Here is a 21,491-nt window from a genome sequence, read left to right as displayed (position 1 = left end):
GAATACAGATAAAATGAAAATATCTATATGGAATGATAAATATGTTAAGCTTCAATTACGCTAAGCATTCTGTTTATAAATGCAGCTGCGTGTGCACGTTGTGATGGTCCTTTTGGTACGAATTGATTAAATTCATTACCTTTTACAATTCCATATCCATACACTCTTTGTACTTCTTCTTTAGCGTAAATTAAGTTTTGGTCTACGAATGGTAGTTCAACTTGTTTTGCAAAAATACCAGCGTGTTTTAGAGAACGATCGATCATAATAACAGCTTCTTCGCGTGTAATTGTAGTATTTGGATCAAATGTATTATCACCACGTCCGCGGATTATACCTGCGCTTGCTGCACGATTAATACCGTCTCTTAACGATGGGTGTACTTGTTCTAAGTCTGTGAAATTAGCATTTCCACTTGGTAATTGTAAAGCACGAGTAATTAGTGTAGCAAATTCAGCACGCGTTACAAGACGTTCTGGGAAGTACTTGCCGTTCCCTTCTCCTTGCATAATGCCTCTAGCTGCTAATTGACGAATGTCTTGTTCATACCATCCACCTGTAATGTCATCAGTTACGGGATTTTTTTGATTTTCCTTATAGTATGTTTCAGTTCCTTTTAAGAAAGCATCCCATTGTCCGCGTTGAATCATAAACGCAGGGCAGTTTTTTCCTGACCAAAATTGGTGTTTTTGGACCTTATCTAGAGAAATATTTAAGTCGTTCATTAAATAAGCTGCCAATTTACGGGCATTTTCTACCGCTTTTTCATAGTTTCCATCTTGATTAACGGCAATTTCAATTCCGATAGATTCATAGTTTCCAGTTTTATTTCCAGCATGCCATCCAACTTCATTTACTGGAAGATGTTGGTAAATTTCTTTATCATCTACTGTGAAATGCCAAGATGCGGCGCGATCAGCTGTTCCGCGTGCTTGATTATCTAAGAATTTTGCATGATTTAGAGCATTGGCCCCCTTCGCTGTATTAGCTGTTTCGTGAATCGTAATATATTTAGGTACCATCGGGTAGCCAGGGCGAATATCGTCATTTCCTTTTGGGACAATCATTTCTTTAAATGTAACGCCATAAATATTGTTTGTTTGTAGAGCTTCTGGCGATCTCAATAAACTATTTTTAGCAGTACGACTGTTTTTTAATAATGAAGCTTTTGTACCTTCAAATGTAGCAGAAGGTGCATAAATCCATTTTGCTGTTTCATTTATTTGGACTTTAAACCAATTTCCAGCTTGTTCAGTAGGAGTTATGACTTGTGGCTGTAGTTTCCCTTCTTCTTTAAATGATTGGAACGGAAGGGCATGTATGGAAGCTTCTTCTTTTACGATTAATTTTTGATTAGATAGTTTATGAATCTCTTGAACTTCTAAGCTATTATCATTGTTATCTATCCATCCAGCGCCAGTTGGCGTCGTTATGTAATAAGCATTTCCTTTTTTCTTTGTCGCCGTTACGACTTGTTCTGTAATCTCGATATTCGATTTGTTTTTTAAATCATTCGCGGTATATAATGAATGTTTTTTTGAAGTGTATAGTAGGAATTGGCTAGTAACCTCGATATCTTCTTCATGAGTACTATGCTCATTAACATGCTCTTTAATACTTTTAAAAACTTGATCTTCCGTGTATACTTCAGCGGATTTTTCAGCACTCTCTGCAAATGAATAAGTAGGTGCAAGAACAGTTTGTAATGCAAGAGAGAGAGTTAAAACACTATAAAATTTCTTTTTCATATTTTTTTTAACACATTAGATTATGGAATCTAGTGTTAACATTCCTCCTTTTTATATTGTATTTTCACTATGTATCGATTTTAGTACTAATAAATTTTAACAAGAGAAAATGATGATGTCTATATACATGAGCGATATTCATAAAAAGAATTATTTGAAAAAATGTAAGAGAAACAGGTAAAACCTTCTGTATTGACCTGTAAACGCCCTTCAAGTAAACTAAAGAGAGTTTGCAAATGAAAAGGTGATAATGTTGTTAATTTCAATTAAAACGTTACAAGATGATCGTTTTTTACGTCCGCTACAAAATATTGGCGGCTTATTTTTTGAAGATAGTACGATTGGATTTGAACAAGAGGAAGCAAATCTTATCGTTGATATACACATTGAGGATAATGTGAAAGCATCCGCTCGATTAACGGATGTTAGCACAGGAAATGTGTATGAAGAAACATTCTCGAAAGATTTATCTGCTTTCACAGATGAAAAAGAGCGTATGAAGCAAGTGAAGCACGTTGTTTCTTATGTATATCTTTCTGTTCTTCAGCAGTTAACTGGTATTGAACAAAGCTGGGGTATTTTAACGGGAGTACGTCCGACGAAACTTCTTCATAAAATGCTTCAAAATGGTATGTCAAAAGAAGAAGCGCATCAAGAGCTTCGTGAAAGTTATTTAATTCATGAAGAGAAAATTGAACTTCTTCAGCGCATTGTTGATTGCCAATTAGCAGTTGTTCCGGATTTATACCGTTTGAAAGAAGAAGTAAGTATTTATATCGGTATTCCGTTCTGCCCAACGAAATGTGCATATTGTACATTCCCGGCTTATGCGATTAATGGACGCCAAGGCTCTGTTGATTCGTTCTTAGGTGGTTTACATTATGAAGTTCGTGAAATTGGTAAGTTTTTAAAAGAAAAAGGTGTAAAAGTTACGACGATTTATTACGGCGGCGGTACACCTACAAGTATTACAGCAGAAGAGATGGATATGCTGTATGAAGAAATGTATGAAGCGTTCCCAGATGTGAAAAATGTGCGTGAAGTAACAGTTGAGGCAGGTCGCCCAGATACGATCACGCCAGCAAAGCTAGAAGTGTTAAATAAATGGAATATTGACCGTATTAGTATTAATCCGCAGTCATACCATCAAGAGACACTAAAAGCAATTGGACGTCATCATACTGTAGAAGAAACAATTGAGAAATACCATTTAGCTCGTGAAATGGGAATGAACAATATTAATATGGACTTAATTATTGGTCTTCCTGGTGAAGGGTTAGATATCTTCAAACATACGTTAGATGAAACAGAAAAGTTAATGCCAGAATCATTAACAGTTCATACGTTATCATTTAAACGTGCTTCTGAAATGACGCAAAACAAACGTAAATATAAAGTAGCAGGTCGCGAAGAAATTACAGCGATGATGCACGAAGCAGAAGAGTGGACGCAAAAGCATAATTACGTACCATATTACCTATATCGTCAAAAGAATATTTTAGGTAACTTAGAGAACGTTGGTTATGCAATGCCGACGCAAGAAAGTATTTACAACATTGTCATTATGGAAGAAGTACAATCAATTATCGGACTTGGCTGTGGTGCATCAAGTAAATTTGTTCATCCGAAGACGGGAGCAATTACTCACTTCGCAAATCCGAAAGATCCAAAATCATATAACGATGGCTTTGTGAAATATACAGAAGATAAACTGAAAATTTTAGAAGAGCTATTTGCATAAGAAGAAAGAGGTTGCTCCGAGTCGGAACAACCTCTTTTTTATCCTGCAGTAACGGGCGGTCCGATTATATCTTGTCAGTTTTTGTCGGTAAGTCGATATATTCGAAAAATCGCTGATATAATTCGAGTTGCGCTGATATATTTTGAAAATCGCTGATATATTTCAAGTTACGGTCGATATACCTGGAAAATCGCTGATATAATTTCATTTACCGTCTAGCGGTATCGTATGTAAAACTATGTCGATAATAATCAGAAAAATTAGTCAAATCATTAAAGGACAATGTCTACTTATGGACGAAATGATAGATTTATGAAAGAGAAAAGGGGGAAATTGTTGGCATGTACATGACGATAGGGAGAATTTTTGATTTATCAGTTGGTAAGTATCCGAATAAAGAGGCGTTAGTGGAACCTGAAAAGAATATTCGCTGGACGTATAAACAGTGGGATGAACAAATAAATAAAACAGCGCACGCTCTATTAGAAGACGGAGTAAGAAAGGGAGATACTGTATCTGTTTACTTATATAATTGCCGTGAATTTGTAAACGTTTACTTAGCCTGTGCGAAAATCGGAGCGATCTTTAACCCGATTAATTTCCGCTTAAAGGCGAAAGAAGTATCTTATATTCTTCAGGACGCATCCTCGAAAGTCGTTGTCTTTGAAAAAGCAGTTGAGTCAACTGTTGCTATAATTGAAAGAGATTTTCCAAATACATCTTTTTGGTCTATAGAAAACGATAAACCTTCCTATGCAAGTTCCTACCATGAAAAAGTGAATGCAGCATCTTCTGAGAAAGTAAATATCGAAATTGATGAAATGGATTATTGTTCAATGCTTTATACGAGCGGTACGACAGGTCATCCGAAAGGCGTATTACATCGTCATCGCGAAATGACTGAGCATAGTATGATTTGTACGTATTTCCTTAAATATAATAGAGATAGTGTAGGGCTTGTTGTGGCGCCTTTATATCACTGTGGTGAATTAAATGCCGGAATCATACCACGCATTCAAGTTGGCGGAAAGAATGTTATTTTGCATCATTTTGATACAGAAACAGTATTACATACGATTCAAGAAGAAAAGATTACGACGTTCTTTGCAGCGCCGACGATGTGGAATATGTTGTTGCAAAAAGATTTAGCTCAGTATGATTTAACGTCAATGAAAATCGGTATATATGGTGGAGCAGCAATGGCACCGGCGTTAGTGAAAGAATGTAAAGAACGTCTTTATATTGATCTTGTTCAAATATACGGAATGACAGAAATGGGGCCAGTTGTTGCGTTTCTTGTAGAGGAGGATCAAATTACGAAAGCTGGTTCAGCAGGCACGCCATGCTTTAGCCATGAAGTTCGTATTGTGAAACCGAACGAGGAGGCACCGGCAGAACCAGAGGATGTATTACCTCCTTATGAAGTGGGAGAAATTATTTTGCGCGGCCCAACTATGATGGCTGGCTATCATAATCGTGAAGAAGCGAATAAAAAATCGATGTATAAAGGATGGTATCATTCGGGTGATCTAGGCTATTTTGATAAAGACGGTTATTTATTCGTTGCTGATCGCGTTGATGATATGGTAATTAGCGGTGGCGTAAATATTTATCCTCGTGAAATTGAAGATTTCCTTCATAGTCATCCAGGTATATTAGATGTGGCGGTACTTGGTGAGCCAGATGAATTATGGGGAGAGCGTGTTGTGGCGGTTATTGTGAAGAAAGATGAAACGATAACAGAAGCTGATTTAGAAACGTATTGCAAAGAAAGTGATGAACTAGCAGATTATAAACGTCCGCGTCATTATTTATTTGTAGATGAACTCCCTCGTAATGCGAGCGGGAAGTTGCAGAAATTTGTGCTGAGGGAGTCATTGAAAGGTGCGAAAAAATAAAAAATGAAGGATACCCCATATCTATGGGGTACCCTTCATTTTTCTATATTAAACAGAAGAAACAATATCTTTGTTAATTCTCATTTCTTCTTGTTGAAGGTTAATTAGCGCATTTGAAATAAGGTGGAAAAACAAAATGGATGTAATGTCCAAAAAGAAAAGACACCTTAAGGTGCCTCTCTCCGACTTGAACCATTTCATTTCATACGAATCTATCCGTATTACCATTACCCCTTTGTTATGAGTGTAAACACATACTATAAAGCAGAATCGTCTATATACACTAGATTGTTAGTTCACAAAAGACAAGAGATTTGAGATCAATATTGAAGTGACGCCACATCCCCTATAATAATTGATATGTTACGCCTTTTAAAAGAATCTGCTTTATAGAACGTGCCCACAAGTTATATTTTACTACATGTAATATTCATTTAGTGTATTTTTTGATGAATATGTATAATTACATAAACTGTATGAAAAAAAGAGAGTATACTCTGATGTTGTGTAATAAAGATAAAGCCCGCCTACGGAATAGGGGGCTTTTCTTACTTTTTATAAATATTTATTCCAATTATATTATCAGATGAGTCTAAACGAATATAAACGTCAGCTGATAAAAGGTGTGCATTATATATTCTTTGTTTATATGTTGATATCTCGAAGCGTTTTCCATTTAATTCACATTCTAGAATAATCATATCGCCATGTTCTTTCCAATTTATTAATTTAGCAGTTGTATTCATATAAACCTCCTCTGAATCATTTTATGAAAATTAGTAGAGATAGTGTGAGAAAGGAGTTTATATAACAAAAAAAGACACCTTAAGTGTCTTCTTTGATTACTATAAAAGTCGTTGAATGAAATAGGTTTCTATTTTTATTTGCGTGAAAAGCCTTCTTCATCAAGGTATTCCGCAGCTTCTGGATAAGAGTTGAATGTACCGTCTAAGTTTACACCAGCGTACACGTTCCACATGTCATCCTCTGAAATAAGAGTAAGAATATGACCATCTTCGTTCTGCCATTCTTCTTCTTTCGCAGGTTCTACAGGTGCTACTACCTCTTCTTGTGATAGAAGGTCAATTGATTTCTCAATTACTGAACGTAACTCCTCTGCTGAAAACTCACGGATGTTAACCATGCCTTTATCATCTGTTTTATAACCTTTAATACCGCTTGCATATACAAATCCATTTCCATTTGGGTGTAAATGAAATACAACGTTCTTTTTATCTAAACGACTTTCTTCAAAGTGGAAGTTTACACGTTTTAATGATACGTTCTTTCTTTCTAGTTCTGGGAAAGATTCAATAATCGATAATTTTTCTTCAAAAGTTAGCATAGTGCCTCCAAGTATATAGTAAAAGATTTAATTTGTTCATTATAGCATAGTTGCAATTGTTTCCAAAGATAAGGGGAAAACTTTTCGTTGAATACGTTTACGTCACGAGAATGTAAAAAGTGAGCTAACGAATGTATCTTTTTAGGTGTACAATGGAACATGGACTTTATACAAAGGTGGTTTTTTTATGTTTCAAAAAATAGCAAAGGAATGTTTAGCAGGATTTACTGTTGCGATTGTTGCGTTACCACTTGCGATTGCATTTGGTATTGCCGCGACAGGAACGTCTGAGGGAGCGCTTGTTGGATTGTATGGTGCGATTTTTGCAGGTTTATTCGCAGCGTTATTTGGCGGGACACCTGGGCAAGTAACAGGGCCAACTGGACCAATTACCGTTATTGCAACAGGAGTTATTGCGACGCACGGGTTAGAGGCAAGTTTTATTGCCTTTATGATGGCAGGGTTATTTCAAATTTTATTCGGTGTATGTAAGCTCGGTTCTTACGTTCGATATATTCCGTATCCTGTCGTTTCAGGATTTATGAATGGTATTGCATTAATCATTATTTTAGGCGAAATAAAGCACGTACAAAATAGTTTTTTACTTGTTGTGTTAACGATTATTGTAATGATTGTTTCTGGCAAATGGATTAAGGCGATTCCGTCTAGTTTAGTAGCACTAGTCGGTGTGACAGCTTTGCTTCCTTTATTTTCTTCTCTACTCGAAGGACTTACAGTAAAGTTACCGATTATCGGAAATCTTTCACTAAATAAAGTAATTGAAAAGATTGGAACCATTCCAGAAGCGATACCTACGCTTCATATTCCATCTTTAAGTGGAACAGGAATAGCAGCACTTATTTTACCAGCGCTTAGTATTGCTTTATTAGGATCGATTGACTCGTTGTTAACATCGGTCGTAATGGATAATGTGACAGGTACACGTCATAAAAGTAATAAAGAGCTCGTTGGACAAGGTATCGGTAATATGATGAGCGGATTGTTTGGCGGATTAGCAGGTGCAGGTGCGACTGTAAGGTCTATCGTGAATATAAGAAGTGGCGGTAAAACGGCACTTTCGGCATGTATGCATAGTGTTATCTTATTTATTTTTATTATGGGTCTTGGTTCGGTCGTACAATATATTCCACTTGCTGTATTATCAGGTATTTTAATTTTAACTGGTATTGGAATGTTCGATTGGGGAAGCATGAAAAAGATGCATGTCGCTCCTAAAGGTGATGTCGTTGTTATGCTCGTAACGATGATTGTAACGGTGAAGTTTGATTTAATGATTGCTGTTGCATTCGGTATTATTCTTTCGTTCATCATATATATGGTGAAATGTAAAGAACGTAAAACTTCTATCGTAAAAGAAAAAGAAGAAACGTACACAATTCAAGGACCGCTCTCTTTCCTATCAGTAGATCGTATTTTCTCTACTTTACAAGATGTGAAGTCACCGGTTGTTTTACGTATGAAAGATGTGCGTTATATGGATGTATCAGGAGCTATGGCATTATTAAATTTTGTTGAGCAATCAAATAAAGTAGGAGCAAGTGTAAAGCTTGAGCAAGTACATCCGAGTATTGAAAAAACAATCGCAGTAATGGCAAGCGATGAACAGAAAGAGCAATTGAAAATCTTAAGTGTTTAGATAGTAATTAGAATATCTCACAATTTTACATAAATTATAATGTAGAGTTGTGGGATGTTTTTATAATGTTTTTAGTAATATGTATCGCAGTGACAGAGAGGAAGGGCTCTTTTGGCGTAACAGAAATGGTTATAGTGTGTACATATATAATGGAAGGAATTAGAAAAATATTGTGAAGAGACAGGCTTAAATGGGTTCGCTTTTCTATTTTGAAAAAAAAACCAAGTATTCAACCTATAATAAATTTGTTATGATAACCAATGGGATAAAGTGAATTCCTATCGTTTGAAACAATATGTTTGAGAGTATATGTATAAAAGAAAAGAGAAAAAATATGAATAAAACATTTGTAAAAGGAGCAGCAATTTTAACCATTACAACTTTTTTGTCGAAATTGCTTGGTAGTTTTTTTCAAATTCCATTACAAAATATTGCAGGAGATGAAGTGCTCGGTATTTTCCGCCTTGTTTTTCCTGTATATATGATTGCTCTTACATTATCGGTAGCCGGAGTTCCACTTGCAATTTCGAAACTAATTGCAGAGTTGAACGAAAAAAATAAGCAAAAGGAAATTGCGAAATTATTTAAATCAGCGTCAATTATTGGGATAGCATTTGGCGTTTTCGGCTGTTTAGTCATTGTATTATTTTCTATTGAAATTGCAAATATGCTTGGTGGACAAGAAACTAGAATGCCGTTGCTTATTACTTCATTAGCATTACTCATTGCGCCATACATGGCGGTGTATAGAGGGTATTTTCAAGGTTTCGGTGATATGAAACCAACAGGGGTATCACAGGTCATTGAGCAATTTGTACGTGTGTTTTTTATGTTAATAATTGCTTACATACTAGTATTATGGGATAAGAGTAATACTGTTATTACTAGTGGTGCGATGGTTGGCTCTTTTCTTGGAGTCATTAGTTCGCTTATATATTTGCGTATAAAATATAATAGAAGTCCATACTACAATAAAAGCAATTCCTATTCGCTCCGAGATTTAAGAGAAAACGGCAAAAAGATATTGCGGGTATCGATCCCAATCGCTATCGGAGCTTTATCAATGCCACTTTTAAATTTAGTAGACTCGCTTACAATACCGCATGTATTACAAGGATCATCAACAGAAATTCAAGAACAATTTGGAATATACAGTCGCGGTTTTGCATTCACGCAAATAATTGTTATTTTTGCAAGTGCAATTGTATTTCCGTTAATACCACTCTTAACTTCCGCATTGGCCAAAAGAGATATAAATTTGGCGAAAATAACAATTCAAAATACAAATCGACTAGCGCATGTTTTGACAGCACCGTTAACAATATGGTTGATGGCATTAACCGTACCGTTAAATGTCGGATTGTTCACAGACGTAAAAGGCAGTAGTATGTTAACAGTTATGATTGGCAGTTCGTATTTTACTGCGGTTATGGTATTATCAATAGGTGTTTTACAGGGCATTAACCGTTCTGCACAAGCTGCATGGATTGTTATTGGTGCGAGTTGTGTGAAAGTCATGTTAAACATGATGTTCGTGCAGAAGTTTGGCATAGATGGAGCGGCGTATAGTACATTAATTACTTACGTATTGATTTGTATTGTAAATCATTTGTATATTCGAAGCTATATTGCCTATTCTATTCATTTAAAAAGCTTTTTGGGTGTGCTAGCAATAGCATGTATTTTGGGACTAGGATTGTATGAATTATGTAATGTGATAGATGTTACAACTTCAAGAATTATGACGTTATTATTCAGTGGTATAGCATTAAGTATTACAACCATTTTGTATGGTGTATGTGCTTTGAAATTAAAATGGATATCAATAAATAAAATACCATTTTTGAAAAGATAAATATAGAAATTTAATTTTTTATTATAATTCATATGAACTGATAAAGAGGAAACTATGTAGGGTATCAAGTGTTTAGGTAAGGAATGGGTACTAGTTTATGTTAGATGAAATAAACGGTTACCTAGTTTTGGAGGAGATTTAGGGTGCGTTTAGTCTTATCAGGATATTATGGTTTTTATAATGTTGGAGACGAGGCGATTCTACAATCAATTATTGAATCGTTAAGTAAAGAGAACCCGGATATAGAACTAGTAGTACTATCAAATGATTCTAAATATACAAAGGAAATGTATGGTGTAGAATCGGTAGATCGCTGGGATATAAAAGCTGTTTATCATGCGATAAAAAACAGTGATGGAGTTATTAGTGGTGGCGGGAGCCTTCTTCAAGATCAGACAAGTACGAAGAGTATTCTATATTATACGGGTATTATGGGACTCGCTCGATTATTAAAAAAGCCGTATTACATTTATTCACAAGGAATAGGTCCAATTACAAAAGGATATAATCGTTTATTAGTAAAATGGAACTTGTCAAAAGCTTCCTATGTATCAGTTCGAGATGAGGATTCGTTTTTATATTTAAAAGAACTTGGCATAAAAAACGATATTGAAATTGTTCCAGACCCTGTTTTAACATGGAAACGGACAAAACAATCGGATTGGTTGCAAAAGCATTCGATACATGGAAAAGTAATTGCGGTTAGTGTGCGTTATTGGAATGCAAAAGAAGATTATATAAAAAAATTAGCTGCGGCATTAAAAAAATTAAAGCAAGAAGGATACCAAATTTTATTTGTTCCAATGCATGAGCCATTTGATCAAAAAGCTTCGTGTGAAGTAGTAGACTTAATGGGAGAAGAGACGTATATGCTTCCATATAAAATGGATATCGACGAGAAAATATTCATTTTATCACAATGTTCATTACTAATTGGTATGCGTCTTCATGCACTTGTTTTTTCTGCCGTAGCCAAAACTCCAATGGTCGGGATTTCATACGATCCGAAAATTGATTCGTTTTTAAGTCAAGTGAATCAGCCAGTTATAGGAAGTGTGGATGGCGAATGGAGTGCTGAGTATTTATATGAAATTGCGAAAAAGCAATTAATGCAACAAGGAACTGTGCAGCAAGAGTTACAATTGACAATAGATGAGCTTCGGTTGCAAGGCAAACAGGCAACAAAGAAACTCATTGATCATATGGAAAAAGGCACTTTATTAAAAAAGTAAAGTGTCTTTTATTTTGTTTTGAATTTAATGAAAATTCTAATTAAAAAACGTTTTATTTTAATTCCTATTTATTATGCTAAAATGATTGTGATTATTATATAATCAAATTTGTGATAATAAATTCGTAGATTACGAGGAGGATAACCTTGAAGACTTTTTCAAAAGGTATAACAGCAGTGGCATTAACGGGATCATTACTTTTAACTCCTATTTCAAGTTATGCGGCAAATGATGATATTACAGGACATATGTTTGAGACGAATATGCGCTCACTTATTACTAAAGGAGTTTTAATGGGGTATGGAGACAATGTATATGCGCCTGATAAATTAGTAACAAGAGCAGAGTTTGCTACATTCATAGCAAGGGCTTTAAATTTACCGAAAGCTGATTCGAATTTCGAGGATGTGCCGAAGACTTACGGTTTATATGATGGTGTAAGTAGAGCATATGGAGCGAAAATTATTAATGGTCGTACGAACGAGACATTCTCACCAAATGATGTGATTACACGTGAAGAAATGTCGATAATGGTAAAGCGAGCGTTAGACTATAAAAATATTAAAGTAGCTGTAAGTCCGCTTACCTTTACTGATAAAGATAGTATTAACTATAAAGAGCATGTACAAGTTATGGTGGCTACTCAAATTATTAAAGGGTATCCAGAAGATAATACATTTAGACCACATTTATCAGCTACAAGAGGGATGGCTTCAGCTATGTTGGATCGCATGCTTCAGACGATTGAAAAAAACGGAAATAGCAATCCTGTAGAAACTAAGAAATATGTTGTGACAAATGTAAGAGAAAATGGAACAGAGCAAGAAGTAGAGCGGTATAATACGTATAAAGAAGCGGTTACGGCTGCTCAAAATAAAGGTATGAATGCGGTAAAATACGAGAACGAATTTTTATGGATTAAAGATGGTTTTGCAAGTGCGAAAAGAATAACTGGGCAAAACATCATTAATATTTATGATGAGAATTTGTCAACAGTATATACGTATATTCAGTATGGAACAGAATTGAAAGTGTTAGAAGTTGGCGAAGATCGTGTGAAAGTTCAACTTTCTGGTTTGACAGGTTATGTGAAGAAGAATGAAATCACTTTAATTCCTACAAATGAAATGAAACAGTCGTCTTATTATGTGAAATCGGATGGATATTTATACCATAAATATTATACATATAATACAAGTTCACCTGGATATACAGAATTTAGATATGGTGTGGCACCTTCTTTCATGAAGCAAGGACAGCAAATGTATAGTGTAGATGGAAAGACATTTGGAGACGAAACTTTCTATCAATATTTCAATTATTTATCATTACGTTCGAAAACAGATTATACAGCTGAACAACTAGATAGTTATGTGAAATCGATTAAACCAGACTCTCCATTAATTGGTTTAGGAAAGAAATTTAAAGAAGTAGAAAGCAAGTATAATGTAAATGCATTATTCTTATATTCATTAGCAATTCATGAAAGTTATTATGGAACAAGCGCTCTTGCAAAAGACAAAAATAATTTATTTGGTTTAAAAGCAACAGACGATAGTCCGTATGGTAACGGAGAAGCATTCAATTCAAAAGAAGATTGTATTGAACATGCAGCAAAATTATACATGAATGAAGGATATTTAAATCCAGGACATTGGCGTTATACAGCAACATATACAGGTGATAAAGCTGCTGGTTTAAATGCGAAATATGCATCTGATGCGAACTGGGGTAAAAAAGTAGCGGGGCATATGAACCGTTTTGATTCTTATTTAGGTAAAAAAGAATACAACAAGTACAAACTTGCACGTGTGATGAATAACGTGGAAGTGAAAAAGAATCCTAGTATATCAAATGAGCGACTGTATCGTTTAAATACAAATGTAGTTGTCACAGTTACTGGTGAAGAGATAATAAATGGAAAAGCGTGGGTTAAAGTTATTTCAGATAATCCTACTGTAACAGAAGCGTATATTGCAAAAGAAAGTTTAGAATACGTAAAACATTAATTAAATAAAAAAGAAGGTGCTACTAATATTTCGTAGCACCTTCTTTTTATTCAATTTCAAAATCAACAATGATATAAGCGAGTATAACAACGAAGAAAATACTAACGGCTGGCGCTGTTAATACGTGGCCAGACATAAAGCCAATGCCAAGTGATAGAACGAGTGTGCTTGCTAATAGCATATACTTTACGCTCATGATTTTCTTAAAGTTTGTGATCATGCGGATAAATAATTTAATACCAAAGTATAGAAGAGGTATTAAGTAAATAAGGAAACCGACAATTCCAAAGGCGAAAAATAGGTCATGGAAGTCCATTTCAATTAATTTAATTTTATCTGTGTAGTTACCAGCGTAACCCATTCCGAATAGTTTTTGTGAAAGCGGTGCGTCTTTATAGTATTGTTTGTATGTTTTTAAGAATTTGTCGCGATCACTGTAAATTAAACTTTTTACTTCAGAATCTGTAAGTTCACCTTTTGCATGTTTTTTTGCATCTTCTGGATCTGCTTTAATTACTTTTCCTTCTTTTCGATCTTTCTCTTCTTGTACTGATTTTTTGTATTCGTATATTTGCATGTGAATGCCCATATTTTTTGCGATAGGAGTATGCGGTGTAAGAGCAATTAAACCTCCTAGTATAACTGCGACAACAACGGTATTTACAATATGTGTGAATCCTTTTCCTTCTTTTTTACGATTTATCATATATTCAATGAATGAGAAGAAAAGTGCTACGCCTAATGTAATAACAATTGCGCCATATCCGACTTTCGTTCCGACCATAATACTTGCATACATCGCAAGTATTGTTGGAATCCAGTAATATATTTTCGAGAAAGAAGTTGTTTTATGAATCGAATATAAGACAATGATTGGGAACATAATGGCGAAAAGAGAACTTAAATCATTTCCAGCGAAGAACCAACCTCTTGAACCGATTTTTGAGTGAGGATAGCTTGGGAAATCCGTTCCAGTTTGCATTGCGACAATCATTGTAATGCTTAAAATTAAAGTTGCATATAAGAAATATGTAATGATTTTATGGAATACATACTCTTTATTTTTTAGCTCTTTAAAGGCGATAATATATCCAAAGAGTAGCACAATTGGATATACGCTCTTTAAGATGAATTTAACTTCTTCTCCAAATGAAACTGGAGATTTAACCATCATATTATTTACAAGACCGATTGCGAGTGCGATTCCGAGTAAGCATAAATAGAGGATGTACTTTTTCGCATCTTGTTGTTTGTGATGAAGAAGTAGGTACCCTAATGCAAGAAGCATAAAGGCGAAACGGACTACAACTCCAACTGTTGCGCTCATGTGTAGTATATAGATTGAAAAAGATGTTAATAAATCTAAAATTGGTTGAAACACAATGAATAGCAATAGGAAATGTGGGAAGTAGTTATCCGTTTGTTTCAACTTATTAACCATATGTTCCTCCAGTTCTTCATTCCTTTATTACAACACCCAAAAGATGGGTATAAAGCCTTTTTTACATAGTAAGGCGAATGAATTTCAATATTTGTTTTTTTATCAAACTTAAGAATACACCATTTCATTGTAATGGTAAATAGATGAAAAGCATGGATAAACCGACTTTAATTTCTATATTTTTCAACGGAATTGTATGTTTTATACGGTAAATGTACAAATTGCGAGATTATTAGACAGAAAATTGAGAAAAAAGAAGGATTTTTCAGTGGTTTTCTATAATTATATAAGTATAATCTTTATGGAGAAAAGAGGGGTATATATAATGGAAATAACAAGTAAAACAGAATCCGTCGTTGTGAAATATGAAGGCCACGTTGCAACGGTTATGGTCAATCGCCCAGAGGTGTTAAATGCGTTAGATGAGCCGACCTTAAAAGAGTTATTACAAAAGTTGAAAGAAGTAGCGGAAAGTTCTGCGCATATCGTTGTGTTATGCGGGAACGGCCGTGGTTTTTCTGCGGGTGGGGATATTAAATCGATGCTTTCAAGTAATGATGAAAGTAAGTTTGATGGCATTATGAATACCATTTCTGAAGTTGTCGTGACATTATATACGATGCCAAAGCTTGTTATTAGTGCAATTCATGGACCGACTGCAGGTCTTGGGTTAAGTATTGCGTTAACAGCTGATTATGTAATGGCGGATATATCATCTGTTATTGCAATGAACTTTATTGGAATCGCTTTAATTCCAGATGGAGGCGGTCATTTCTTCCTTCAAAAGCGTGTCGGTGAAAATATGACGAAGCAAATTATTTGGGAAGGTAAGAAGTTATCAGCGACAGAAGCGCTTGATATCGCCTTAATTGATGAAGTAATCGGCGAAGATTTCCAAACGGCTGTGAAACAAAAAATTAATGAATGGTCACAAAAACCGATTAAAGCAATGATTCAAACGAAGCAAATTTTATGTGAAGTAAATCGCTCTAATTTAGAGCAAACATTGCAATTAGAAAAGCGTGGTCAATATGCAATGAGACAAACAGCGGATCATAAAGAAGGTATTGCTGCGTTTTTAGAGAAACGTTTACCAGCATTTAAAGGGGAATAAAGTTTGTCCATTCCTCACTGATTATTAGCTCGTTAATTCGGGATAAAGGGGAGAAAGTGCTAACACATTTTAGTATAATTGTGTTAGCACTTTTTTTTAGGAGTAATACATGAAGAAAATAATCGGTGTTATCAATATTATTTTGCTTACATATTCTGATTTGCATAGTACACCATCTTTGGCAGTTCGGACTGCGTTATTTTTTGAGGGACATCCAAGTGTTGCATTTTCTGACGGGGTGACGAAAGAAAAAGATGTGAAAAAAGAAGCGATTCCAGATGAGTACCAAACTCTATATGGTAAGGAAGAAAACTCAGAGCACTATTTCTTTCCGCCTGTAAGAGCACATGAATCAGAAATTGATATGTTAAGTGCATGCGTGAAGAAAAAATGGTTTTTCTATAAAGCAGAGCTCGGATGTTATTAAATATAGGAGGATGAATGATGTCAGCATATAACAAGTTAGTAAGAGATCGTGTTCCAGAGAAGATTTTAATGTCTGGAAAAACATATACAGCACAAAAATTAACAGGGCAAGCATACATACAAGCTTTAGCGAAAATTGGAACGGAAGAAATTCGTGAATTTGCTTCTATGAAAGAACGCGAACATGCGCTAGATTCTCTTGCGGATGCGCTAGAAGTTATCATCTCATTAGCACGTGCAGAAGGTGCATCGATTGAAGATGTAGAACGCCTTCGTAAGCAAAAAGAGATAGAGCGCGGTGGATTTGAAAAAGGGATTTATTTATTAGACGTTTCAGAAGAATAGTTTTATAGGAAAAGCATAGCGTTAATGAGTAACGCTATGCTTTCTTGTTGCAATGAAGCTAATAATGAAGAAGATAGCTGTTAATATCCAGCCGATTGTAATAGAAGTAGTAGTATGAATGGCATAAGAGATTTGTAAACAAAATAATGATGCTAAAAACCAAATGAGTGCAATGTGTATATATTTTTTTGATATATTCATATTTCAAGGCTCCTTTTGTATACTAAAAAGAATTTTACTACAATTTAGAAAATTAGGCCATATAAGTAGAGGTTTTCTGGCGAATTTTGTATACTGAATAGTAGAGAAAATGAGGAGGAAACGACAATGGCACATCATGCGAAAGAAACGATGGAACTGATTAAGGAGCTTGTCTCTATTCCAAGTCCATCTGGAAATACAGCAAAAATTATTAATTTCATTGAAAACTATGTCAGTGAGTGGAACGTAGAAACGAAACGTAATAATAAGGGAGCTCTTATTTTAACGGTAAAAGGGAAGAATGATGCGCAGCACCGCTTATTAACGGCACACGTTGATACGTTAGGTGCGATGGTGAAAGAAATTAAGCCTGATGGTCGCCTGAGTCTTTCTATGATTGGTGGATTTCGCTGGAACTCTGTAGAAGGGGAATATTGCGAAATTGAAACATCAAGTGGCAAGACATATACAGGAACGATTTTAATGCATCAAACATCTGTACATGTATATAAAGATGCAGGTGAAGCAAAACGCGATGAGAAAAATATTGAAGTTCGTATTGATGAGCGCGTATTTTCAGCTGATGAAGTACGCGAATTAGGAATTGAAGTAGGAGACTTCGTTTCATTTGATCCGCGCGTTCAAATTACAGAGAGTGGATACATAAAATCACGTCATTTAGATGACAAAGTAAGTGTTGCAATTTTATTAAAATTAATTAAAAGATTACAAGATGAAAACATAACATTACCATATACGACGCATTTCTTAATTTCTAATAATGAAGAGATTGGATACGGTGGTAACTCTAACATTCCAGAAGAAACTGTTGAATACTTAGCAGTTGATATGGGAGCGTTAGGTGATGGACAATCATCTGATGAATATACAGTATCTATTTGTGCAAAAGACTCTAGCGGCCCGTATCATTATGCACTGCGCAAACATTTAGTAGAGCTTGCGAAAACGAATCATATTGAATATAAAGTAGATATTTATCCGTACTACGCATCTGATGCATCAGCTGCGATTCGCGCGGGATTTGATGTGAAACATGCGTTAATTGGAGCGGGTATTGATTCTTCCCATGCATTTGAACGTACGCATGAAAGTTCTATTGCGCATACAGAAGCATTAGTGTATGCATATGTAATGTCTAATTTAATTGAAGAATAATTTCATAGATAATAGAGAGCTGATTAAAGATATTATTTTTAATCAGCTTTTTATTTGGCAAAGCGATTAGGAGACATGTCCTAATCGCTTTTTTATTCCGCTATTTGCCGGGCAGTAAGACCACTACCTCAAAATTCAGCGAAAGCAAAAAAGTTAGATGGGGGCGGGCTGCCCGTAAAAGCCCGATTGGTGAGGGCTGATTAAAGCTTTTTATATACATTCATTATAAGTTATATATATGCGATTTTTTTTTATACGGCCGGAAACGTATTTACTATAGATATATAATGTTATACACTATGAAAGGAATTAATTAATAGTTAATATTTTTTAGTTAGCTTGATTAAAAAAATGAATGAATATGAAGTTTTGAGAGGAGATTTATTTTTCATGAAGTACAAAGCAATAGCCGCAGGTTTATTAGCAGCAAATTTACTAGCACATCCAATTAGTAGTTTAGCAGAAACGAAGAAATTTCCTGATGTTTCAGATAGTGCGTGGTCAAAAGACGCAATTTATTATTTAGTAGAGAGAAATGTAATTAACGGTATGCCAGATGGTAACTTTATGCCATACGGAAATTTAACACGTGCTCAGGCAGCAAAGATTATCGCAACAGCAATTGGTGCTAAAATAGATCCAAATGCAAAGCCGTCTTATAATGATGCAAAAAATAATTGGGCAGCTTCATTTATTGCAGCCATGGAAAAAGAGAATATTATTAAAGGGCGAGAACCAGGAGTATTTGATCCTGAAGGAAAAGTAACTCGTGCTGAAATGGCAGCTATGCTTGTAAGAGCATATAATCTGAAAAGCAAAGTAACAGGACCAGTTCCTACAAAATTTGCTGATTTAGAGAATCATTGGGGTAAAGAAGAAGTTAATATTTTAGTAGAATTAAAACTTTCGTTAGGTACAGAGGATGGCTGGAAACCGAATGATTCTATTACGCGTGAACAAGCAGCTCAACTTACTGCGCAAACAGATAAATTTAGCAAGAATAGTGATCGTCCAGTAGAAACAAAGAAAATGTACATAGATAGAAAATTCATTACATATCACGCACCATCATTAAGTTCTGGGATTAGTGCAAATCAGCATAATCCACAAATGGTTGAAATTAAAGAAGAACGAGATGGATGGATCAAAATTGCAACAAGTAAAGGTGATAAATGGACACCTTTAGTAGAGAAAACAGAAGTTATTAATGAAGGATTCACTACTTATGCAGAAGCTTCTTCTTCTTCAAAAGTAATGGGAACACATAACGCACAACAAGTAACTGTTATTGAAGAGAACGGCAGCTGGATTCGTATCCGTATGGGCGCTGGTTTCCAATGGGTTAATAAAAATCAATTAAATCCAGTCAAGCAAGGTAACTTCTTAGAGGGCAAAGCGATTATCATTGATCCAGGTCATGGTGGAGCGGATTCAGGTAATCCAGGTTATTATGAGAAAGAAAGTGAAACTGTATTAGATGTATCACTACGATTACAGAAAATATTTGAGAAAAAGACACCATTTACTGTGTTATTCACTCGTACAGATGATACACGTCCAGGAACAAGTGCTTCTGATTCTTTAAAGAAACGTGTAGAATTTGCTCAAAAAAATAATGGGGATATTTTTGTAAGTATTCATGGTAATGGCACGGAAGAGAAAAATGGACAAGGTACAGAAACGTTCTACTATGAATCAGCGACAGCAAGAGGAACAAATCCTAACGTATCAGAAAGTCGTTTACTAGCAGAAAAAATTCAAGAGCGTCTTGTAGATGCACTGGGAACAAAAGATCGTGGTGTGAAAAAAGGCGATTTATACGTAATTAGAGAAAATACAATGCCAGCTGTATTAGCAGAATTAGCATTTGTAGATAATAAAAGTGATGCAGATAAAATAGCTACACCAGCGCAGAGACAAAGTGCAGCGGAAGCTATTTATCAAGGTATTTTAGATTACTATGAAGAAATGGGTAACAACGTGTCTTCTTTCCGTTAATAAATAATAAGAGATTGCCATTGGCAGTCTCTTTTATTTATTAACGTTTCTCTTTATTTCCGGCATATGATATCATTTAATTTTATATACAAAAGAAAAGTATTTGAGTAATTGTAATCATAACAATTTTAAACGATAGAGGATGATAATAGATTGAATAATCATAGTAAAACACCTGCCTGTATATATACGTATGCATTTCGTGAGGAGGAGCGTGCTTTATGTTACTTGGAAATGCGCTCGTTCTTTGGAATGGAGTCCCACGTTAATATTTTAAAAAGTGATGTCAAAATTGACCCGAGTAGAAGTGCGTTTATTAAAGAGCGAATTGAAGTTATGTATGAAGGGGACGACTTAGAAAGCATTTTAAAACAAGTGGAACAAATTGATTTGGCGGGAGCGACGTTCAAAGTCATCTTCGTTAAAATTAATGACCTTGTTGGAGAGAATAAAATTGAATATGGAGAAAGACGTCTTATTGAAAGAGACCTCGGCATGCATATTGAAGGAGAAGCGGATGTTCGTAATCCAGAGCGTGTATTCGGGATTGTTCCTCTTGGAGGACGCTGGTACTTCGGGCACTATGTAGAAAGCGAACCAGTTTGGTATCATCACATAAAAAAACCGCATAGTTATTCGACATCTCTTAGCACACGTGTTGCGAGATCAGTTGCAAATATCGGTGTACCAAATCCAGAGGGAGTACGAGCAATTGACCCGTGCTGCGGTATTGGAACAGTAGTAGTAGAAGCACTTTCTATGGGGATTAACATCGTTGGTAGAGATATAAATCCACTTGTAGTTCTTGGAACGAGAAAAAACATCGCACATTTCGGATTTGAAGGAACAGTAACAAAAGGGCCGATCGAGGAAATTACTGAGAACTACGACGTTGCTATTATCGATATGCCGTACGACTTATTTACACATGCCACACCAGAAGATCAACTATCAATTCTCTCAAGTGCACGCCGCATCGCGAAAAAAGTAGTCGTTGTCACGATGGAAACAATGGACGACATGATCCATGAAGCAGGATTCGAAATTACAGATCGCTGTATTACAAGAAAAGGATCATTTACTAGACAGATTCTTGTTTGTGAATAAGAAAGAAAGGTCACCCGTTTGGGTGACCTTTTTTGTTTGTATTGATGTGTAATTGGTTGGTGGTTTAGGTAGATGAATTAGCGAAATTTGTCGGTAAGTCGATATTGCATGTCGAATTGCCGATAAATTTAAAAAATCGCTGATATATTGTGTTGAATCGCTGATAAATTTAAAAAATCGCTGATATATTCCGAGAAT

The 21,491-nt window shown here is 35.2% G+C and carries 17 protein-coding genes; 12 read left to right on the top strand and 5 right to left on the bottom strand.

What is annotated here, in order from left to right:
* Positions 1-44 precede the first annotated feature (44 nt).
* On the bottom strand, positions 45-1,748 hold the full coding sequence (locus tag D1166_RS18995; RefSeq protein ID WP_000726535.1) for an S-layer homology domain-containing protein: 1,704 nt from the start codon (positions 1,746-1,748) through the stop codon (positions 45-47).
* Between the two features lie 250 nt (positions 1,749-1,998).
* Here D1166_RS18995 and D1166_RS18990 point away from each other — a divergent pair, with 250 nt between their 5' ends.
* Together D1166_RS18990 and D1166_RS18985 are read left to right on the top strand one after the other, a co-directional pair.
* Complete coding sequence (locus tag D1166_RS18990) at positions 1,999-3,489, top strand: coproporphyrinogen III oxidase (RefSeq protein ID WP_001999181.1); 1,491 nt, start codon at positions 1,999-2,001, stop codon at positions 3,487-3,489.
* 341 nt (positions 3,490-3,830) lie between these two features.
* Positions 3,831-5,387, top strand: coding sequence for a fatty acid--CoA ligase (locus tag D1166_RS18985; RefSeq protein WP_084065411.1), 1,557 nt, complete (start codon positions 3,831-3,833; stop codon positions 5,385-5,387).
* A 548-nt stretch (positions 5,388-5,935) separates the two neighbouring features.
* Here the strand turns inward: D1166_RS18985 and D1166_RS18980 are convergent.
* Both D1166_RS18980 and D1166_RS18975 read right to left on the bottom strand, forming a co-directional pair.
* Positions 5,936-6,133, bottom strand: a complete 198-nt coding sequence (locus D1166_RS18980) for a hypothetical protein (protein ID WP_001098258.1) — start codon at positions 6,131-6,133, stop codon at positions 5,936-5,938.
* 134 nt (positions 6,134-6,267) lie between these two features.
* The gene (locus D1166_RS18975; RefSeq protein ID WP_000954998.1) at positions 6,268-6,732 is read right to left on the bottom strand and encodes a hypothetical protein; all 465 of its coding nucleotides are present in this window, start codon (positions 6,730-6,732) and stop codon (positions 6,268-6,270) included.
* A gap of 187 nt (positions 6,733-6,919) precedes the next feature.
* On the opposite strand from D1166_RS18975, the gene D1166_RS18970 reads away from it, so the two are divergent.
* The 4 genes from D1166_RS18970 to D1166_RS18955 all read left to right on the top strand — a co-directional run bounded on the left by D1166_RS18970 (position 6,920) and on the right by D1166_RS18955 (position 13,485).
* The gene (locus tag D1166_RS18970; protein WP_000486650.1) at positions 6,920-8,389 is read left to right on the top strand and encodes a SulP family inorganic anion transporter; all 1,470 of its coding nucleotides are present in this window, start codon (positions 6,920-6,922) and stop codon (positions 8,387-8,389) included.
* A gap of 334 nt (positions 8,390-8,723) precedes the next feature.
* Entirely contained in the window at positions 8,724-10,244 is a 1,521-nt protein-coding gene (locus D1166_RS18965) for a putative polysaccharide biosynthesis protein (protein WP_097856506.1), read from the top strand.
* A gap of 143 nt (positions 10,245-10,387) precedes the next feature.
* Positions 10,388-11,476 (top strand): polysaccharide pyruvyl transferase CsaB, encoded by a 1,089-nt coding sequence (csaB, locus tag D1166_RS18960; RefSeq protein ID WP_087966295.1) that lies wholly within the window; start codon positions 10,388-10,390, stop codon positions 11,474-11,476.
* A 146-nt stretch (positions 11,477-11,622) separates the two neighbouring features.
* Positions 11,623-13,485 (top strand): S-layer homology domain-containing protein, encoded by a 1,863-nt coding sequence (locus D1166_RS18955; protein WP_000847506.1) that lies wholly within the window; start codon positions 11,623-11,625, stop codon positions 13,483-13,485.
* 46 nt (positions 13,486-13,531) lie between these two features.
* Here D1166_RS18955 and D1166_RS18950 read toward each other — a convergent pair whose 3' ends face one another.
* On the bottom strand, positions 13,532-14,926 hold the full coding sequence (locus D1166_RS18950; protein ID WP_016117271.1) for an O-antigen ligase family protein: 1,395 nt from the start codon (positions 14,924-14,926) through the stop codon (positions 13,532-13,534).
* Positions 14,927-15,227: 301 nt separating this feature from the next.
* Here D1166_RS18950 and D1166_RS18945 point away from each other — a divergent pair, with 301 nt between their 5' ends.
* The 3 genes from D1166_RS18945 to D1166_RS18935 all read left to right on the top strand — a co-directional run bounded on the left by D1166_RS18945 (position 15,228) and on the right by D1166_RS18935 (position 16,811).
* Positions 15,228-16,040 (top strand): enoyl-CoA hydratase, encoded by an 813-nt coding sequence (locus D1166_RS18945; RefSeq protein ID WP_118043383.1) that lies wholly within the window; start codon positions 15,228-15,230, stop codon positions 16,038-16,040.
* 109 nt (positions 16,041-16,149) lie between these two features.
* Positions 16,150-16,467, top strand: coding sequence for a hypothetical protein (locus tag D1166_RS18940; protein ID WP_000720148.1), 318 nt, complete (start codon positions 16,150-16,152; stop codon positions 16,465-16,467).
* A 17-nt stretch (positions 16,468-16,484) separates the two neighbouring features.
* Positions 16,485-16,811, top strand: coding sequence for a nucleoside triphosphate pyrophosphohydrolase (locus D1166_RS18935; RefSeq protein ID WP_001277349.1), 327 nt, complete (start codon positions 16,485-16,487; stop codon positions 16,809-16,811).
* Between the two features lie 21 nt (positions 16,812-16,832).
* Here D1166_RS18935 and D1166_RS18930 read toward each other — a convergent pair whose 3' ends face one another.
* Positions 16,833-17,012, bottom strand: a complete 180-nt coding sequence (locus tag D1166_RS18930) for a hypothetical protein (protein WP_030023540.1) — start codon at positions 17,010-17,012, stop codon at positions 16,833-16,835.
* A gap of 126 nt (positions 17,013-17,138) precedes the next feature.
* On the opposite strand from D1166_RS18930, the gene D1166_RS18925 reads away from it, so the two are divergent.
* From D1166_RS18925 to D1166_RS18915, 3 genes are all read left to right on the top strand, one after another.
* Positions 17,139-18,188, top strand: coding sequence for a M42 family metallopeptidase (locus D1166_RS18925; protein WP_097856504.1), 1,050 nt, complete (start codon positions 17,139-17,141; stop codon positions 18,186-18,188).
* A 390-nt stretch (positions 18,189-18,578) separates the two neighbouring features.
* The gene (locus D1166_RS18920) at positions 18,579-20,186 is read left to right on the top strand and encodes an N-acetylmuramoyl-L-alanine amidase (RefSeq protein ID WP_000875320.1); all 1,608 of its coding nucleotides are present in this window, start codon (positions 18,579-18,581) and stop codon (positions 20,184-20,186) included.
* 153 nt (positions 20,187-20,339) lie between these two features.
* A complete protein-coding gene (locus tag D1166_RS18915; protein ID WP_097856503.1) occupies positions 20,340-21,293 on the top strand; it encodes a TRM11 family SAM-dependent methyltransferase in 954 nt (317 codons plus the stop codon).
* Positions 21,294-21,491: the final 198 nt, after the last annotated feature.

This window comes from Bacillus sp. ISO11 (genome assembly GCF_003458115.1).
Taxonomy (GTDB): Bacteria; Bacillota; Bacilli; order Bacillales; family Bacillaceae_G; genus Bacillus_A; species Bacillus_A cereus.
This window is presented reverse-complemented; position numbering and strand designations above follow the sequence as displayed.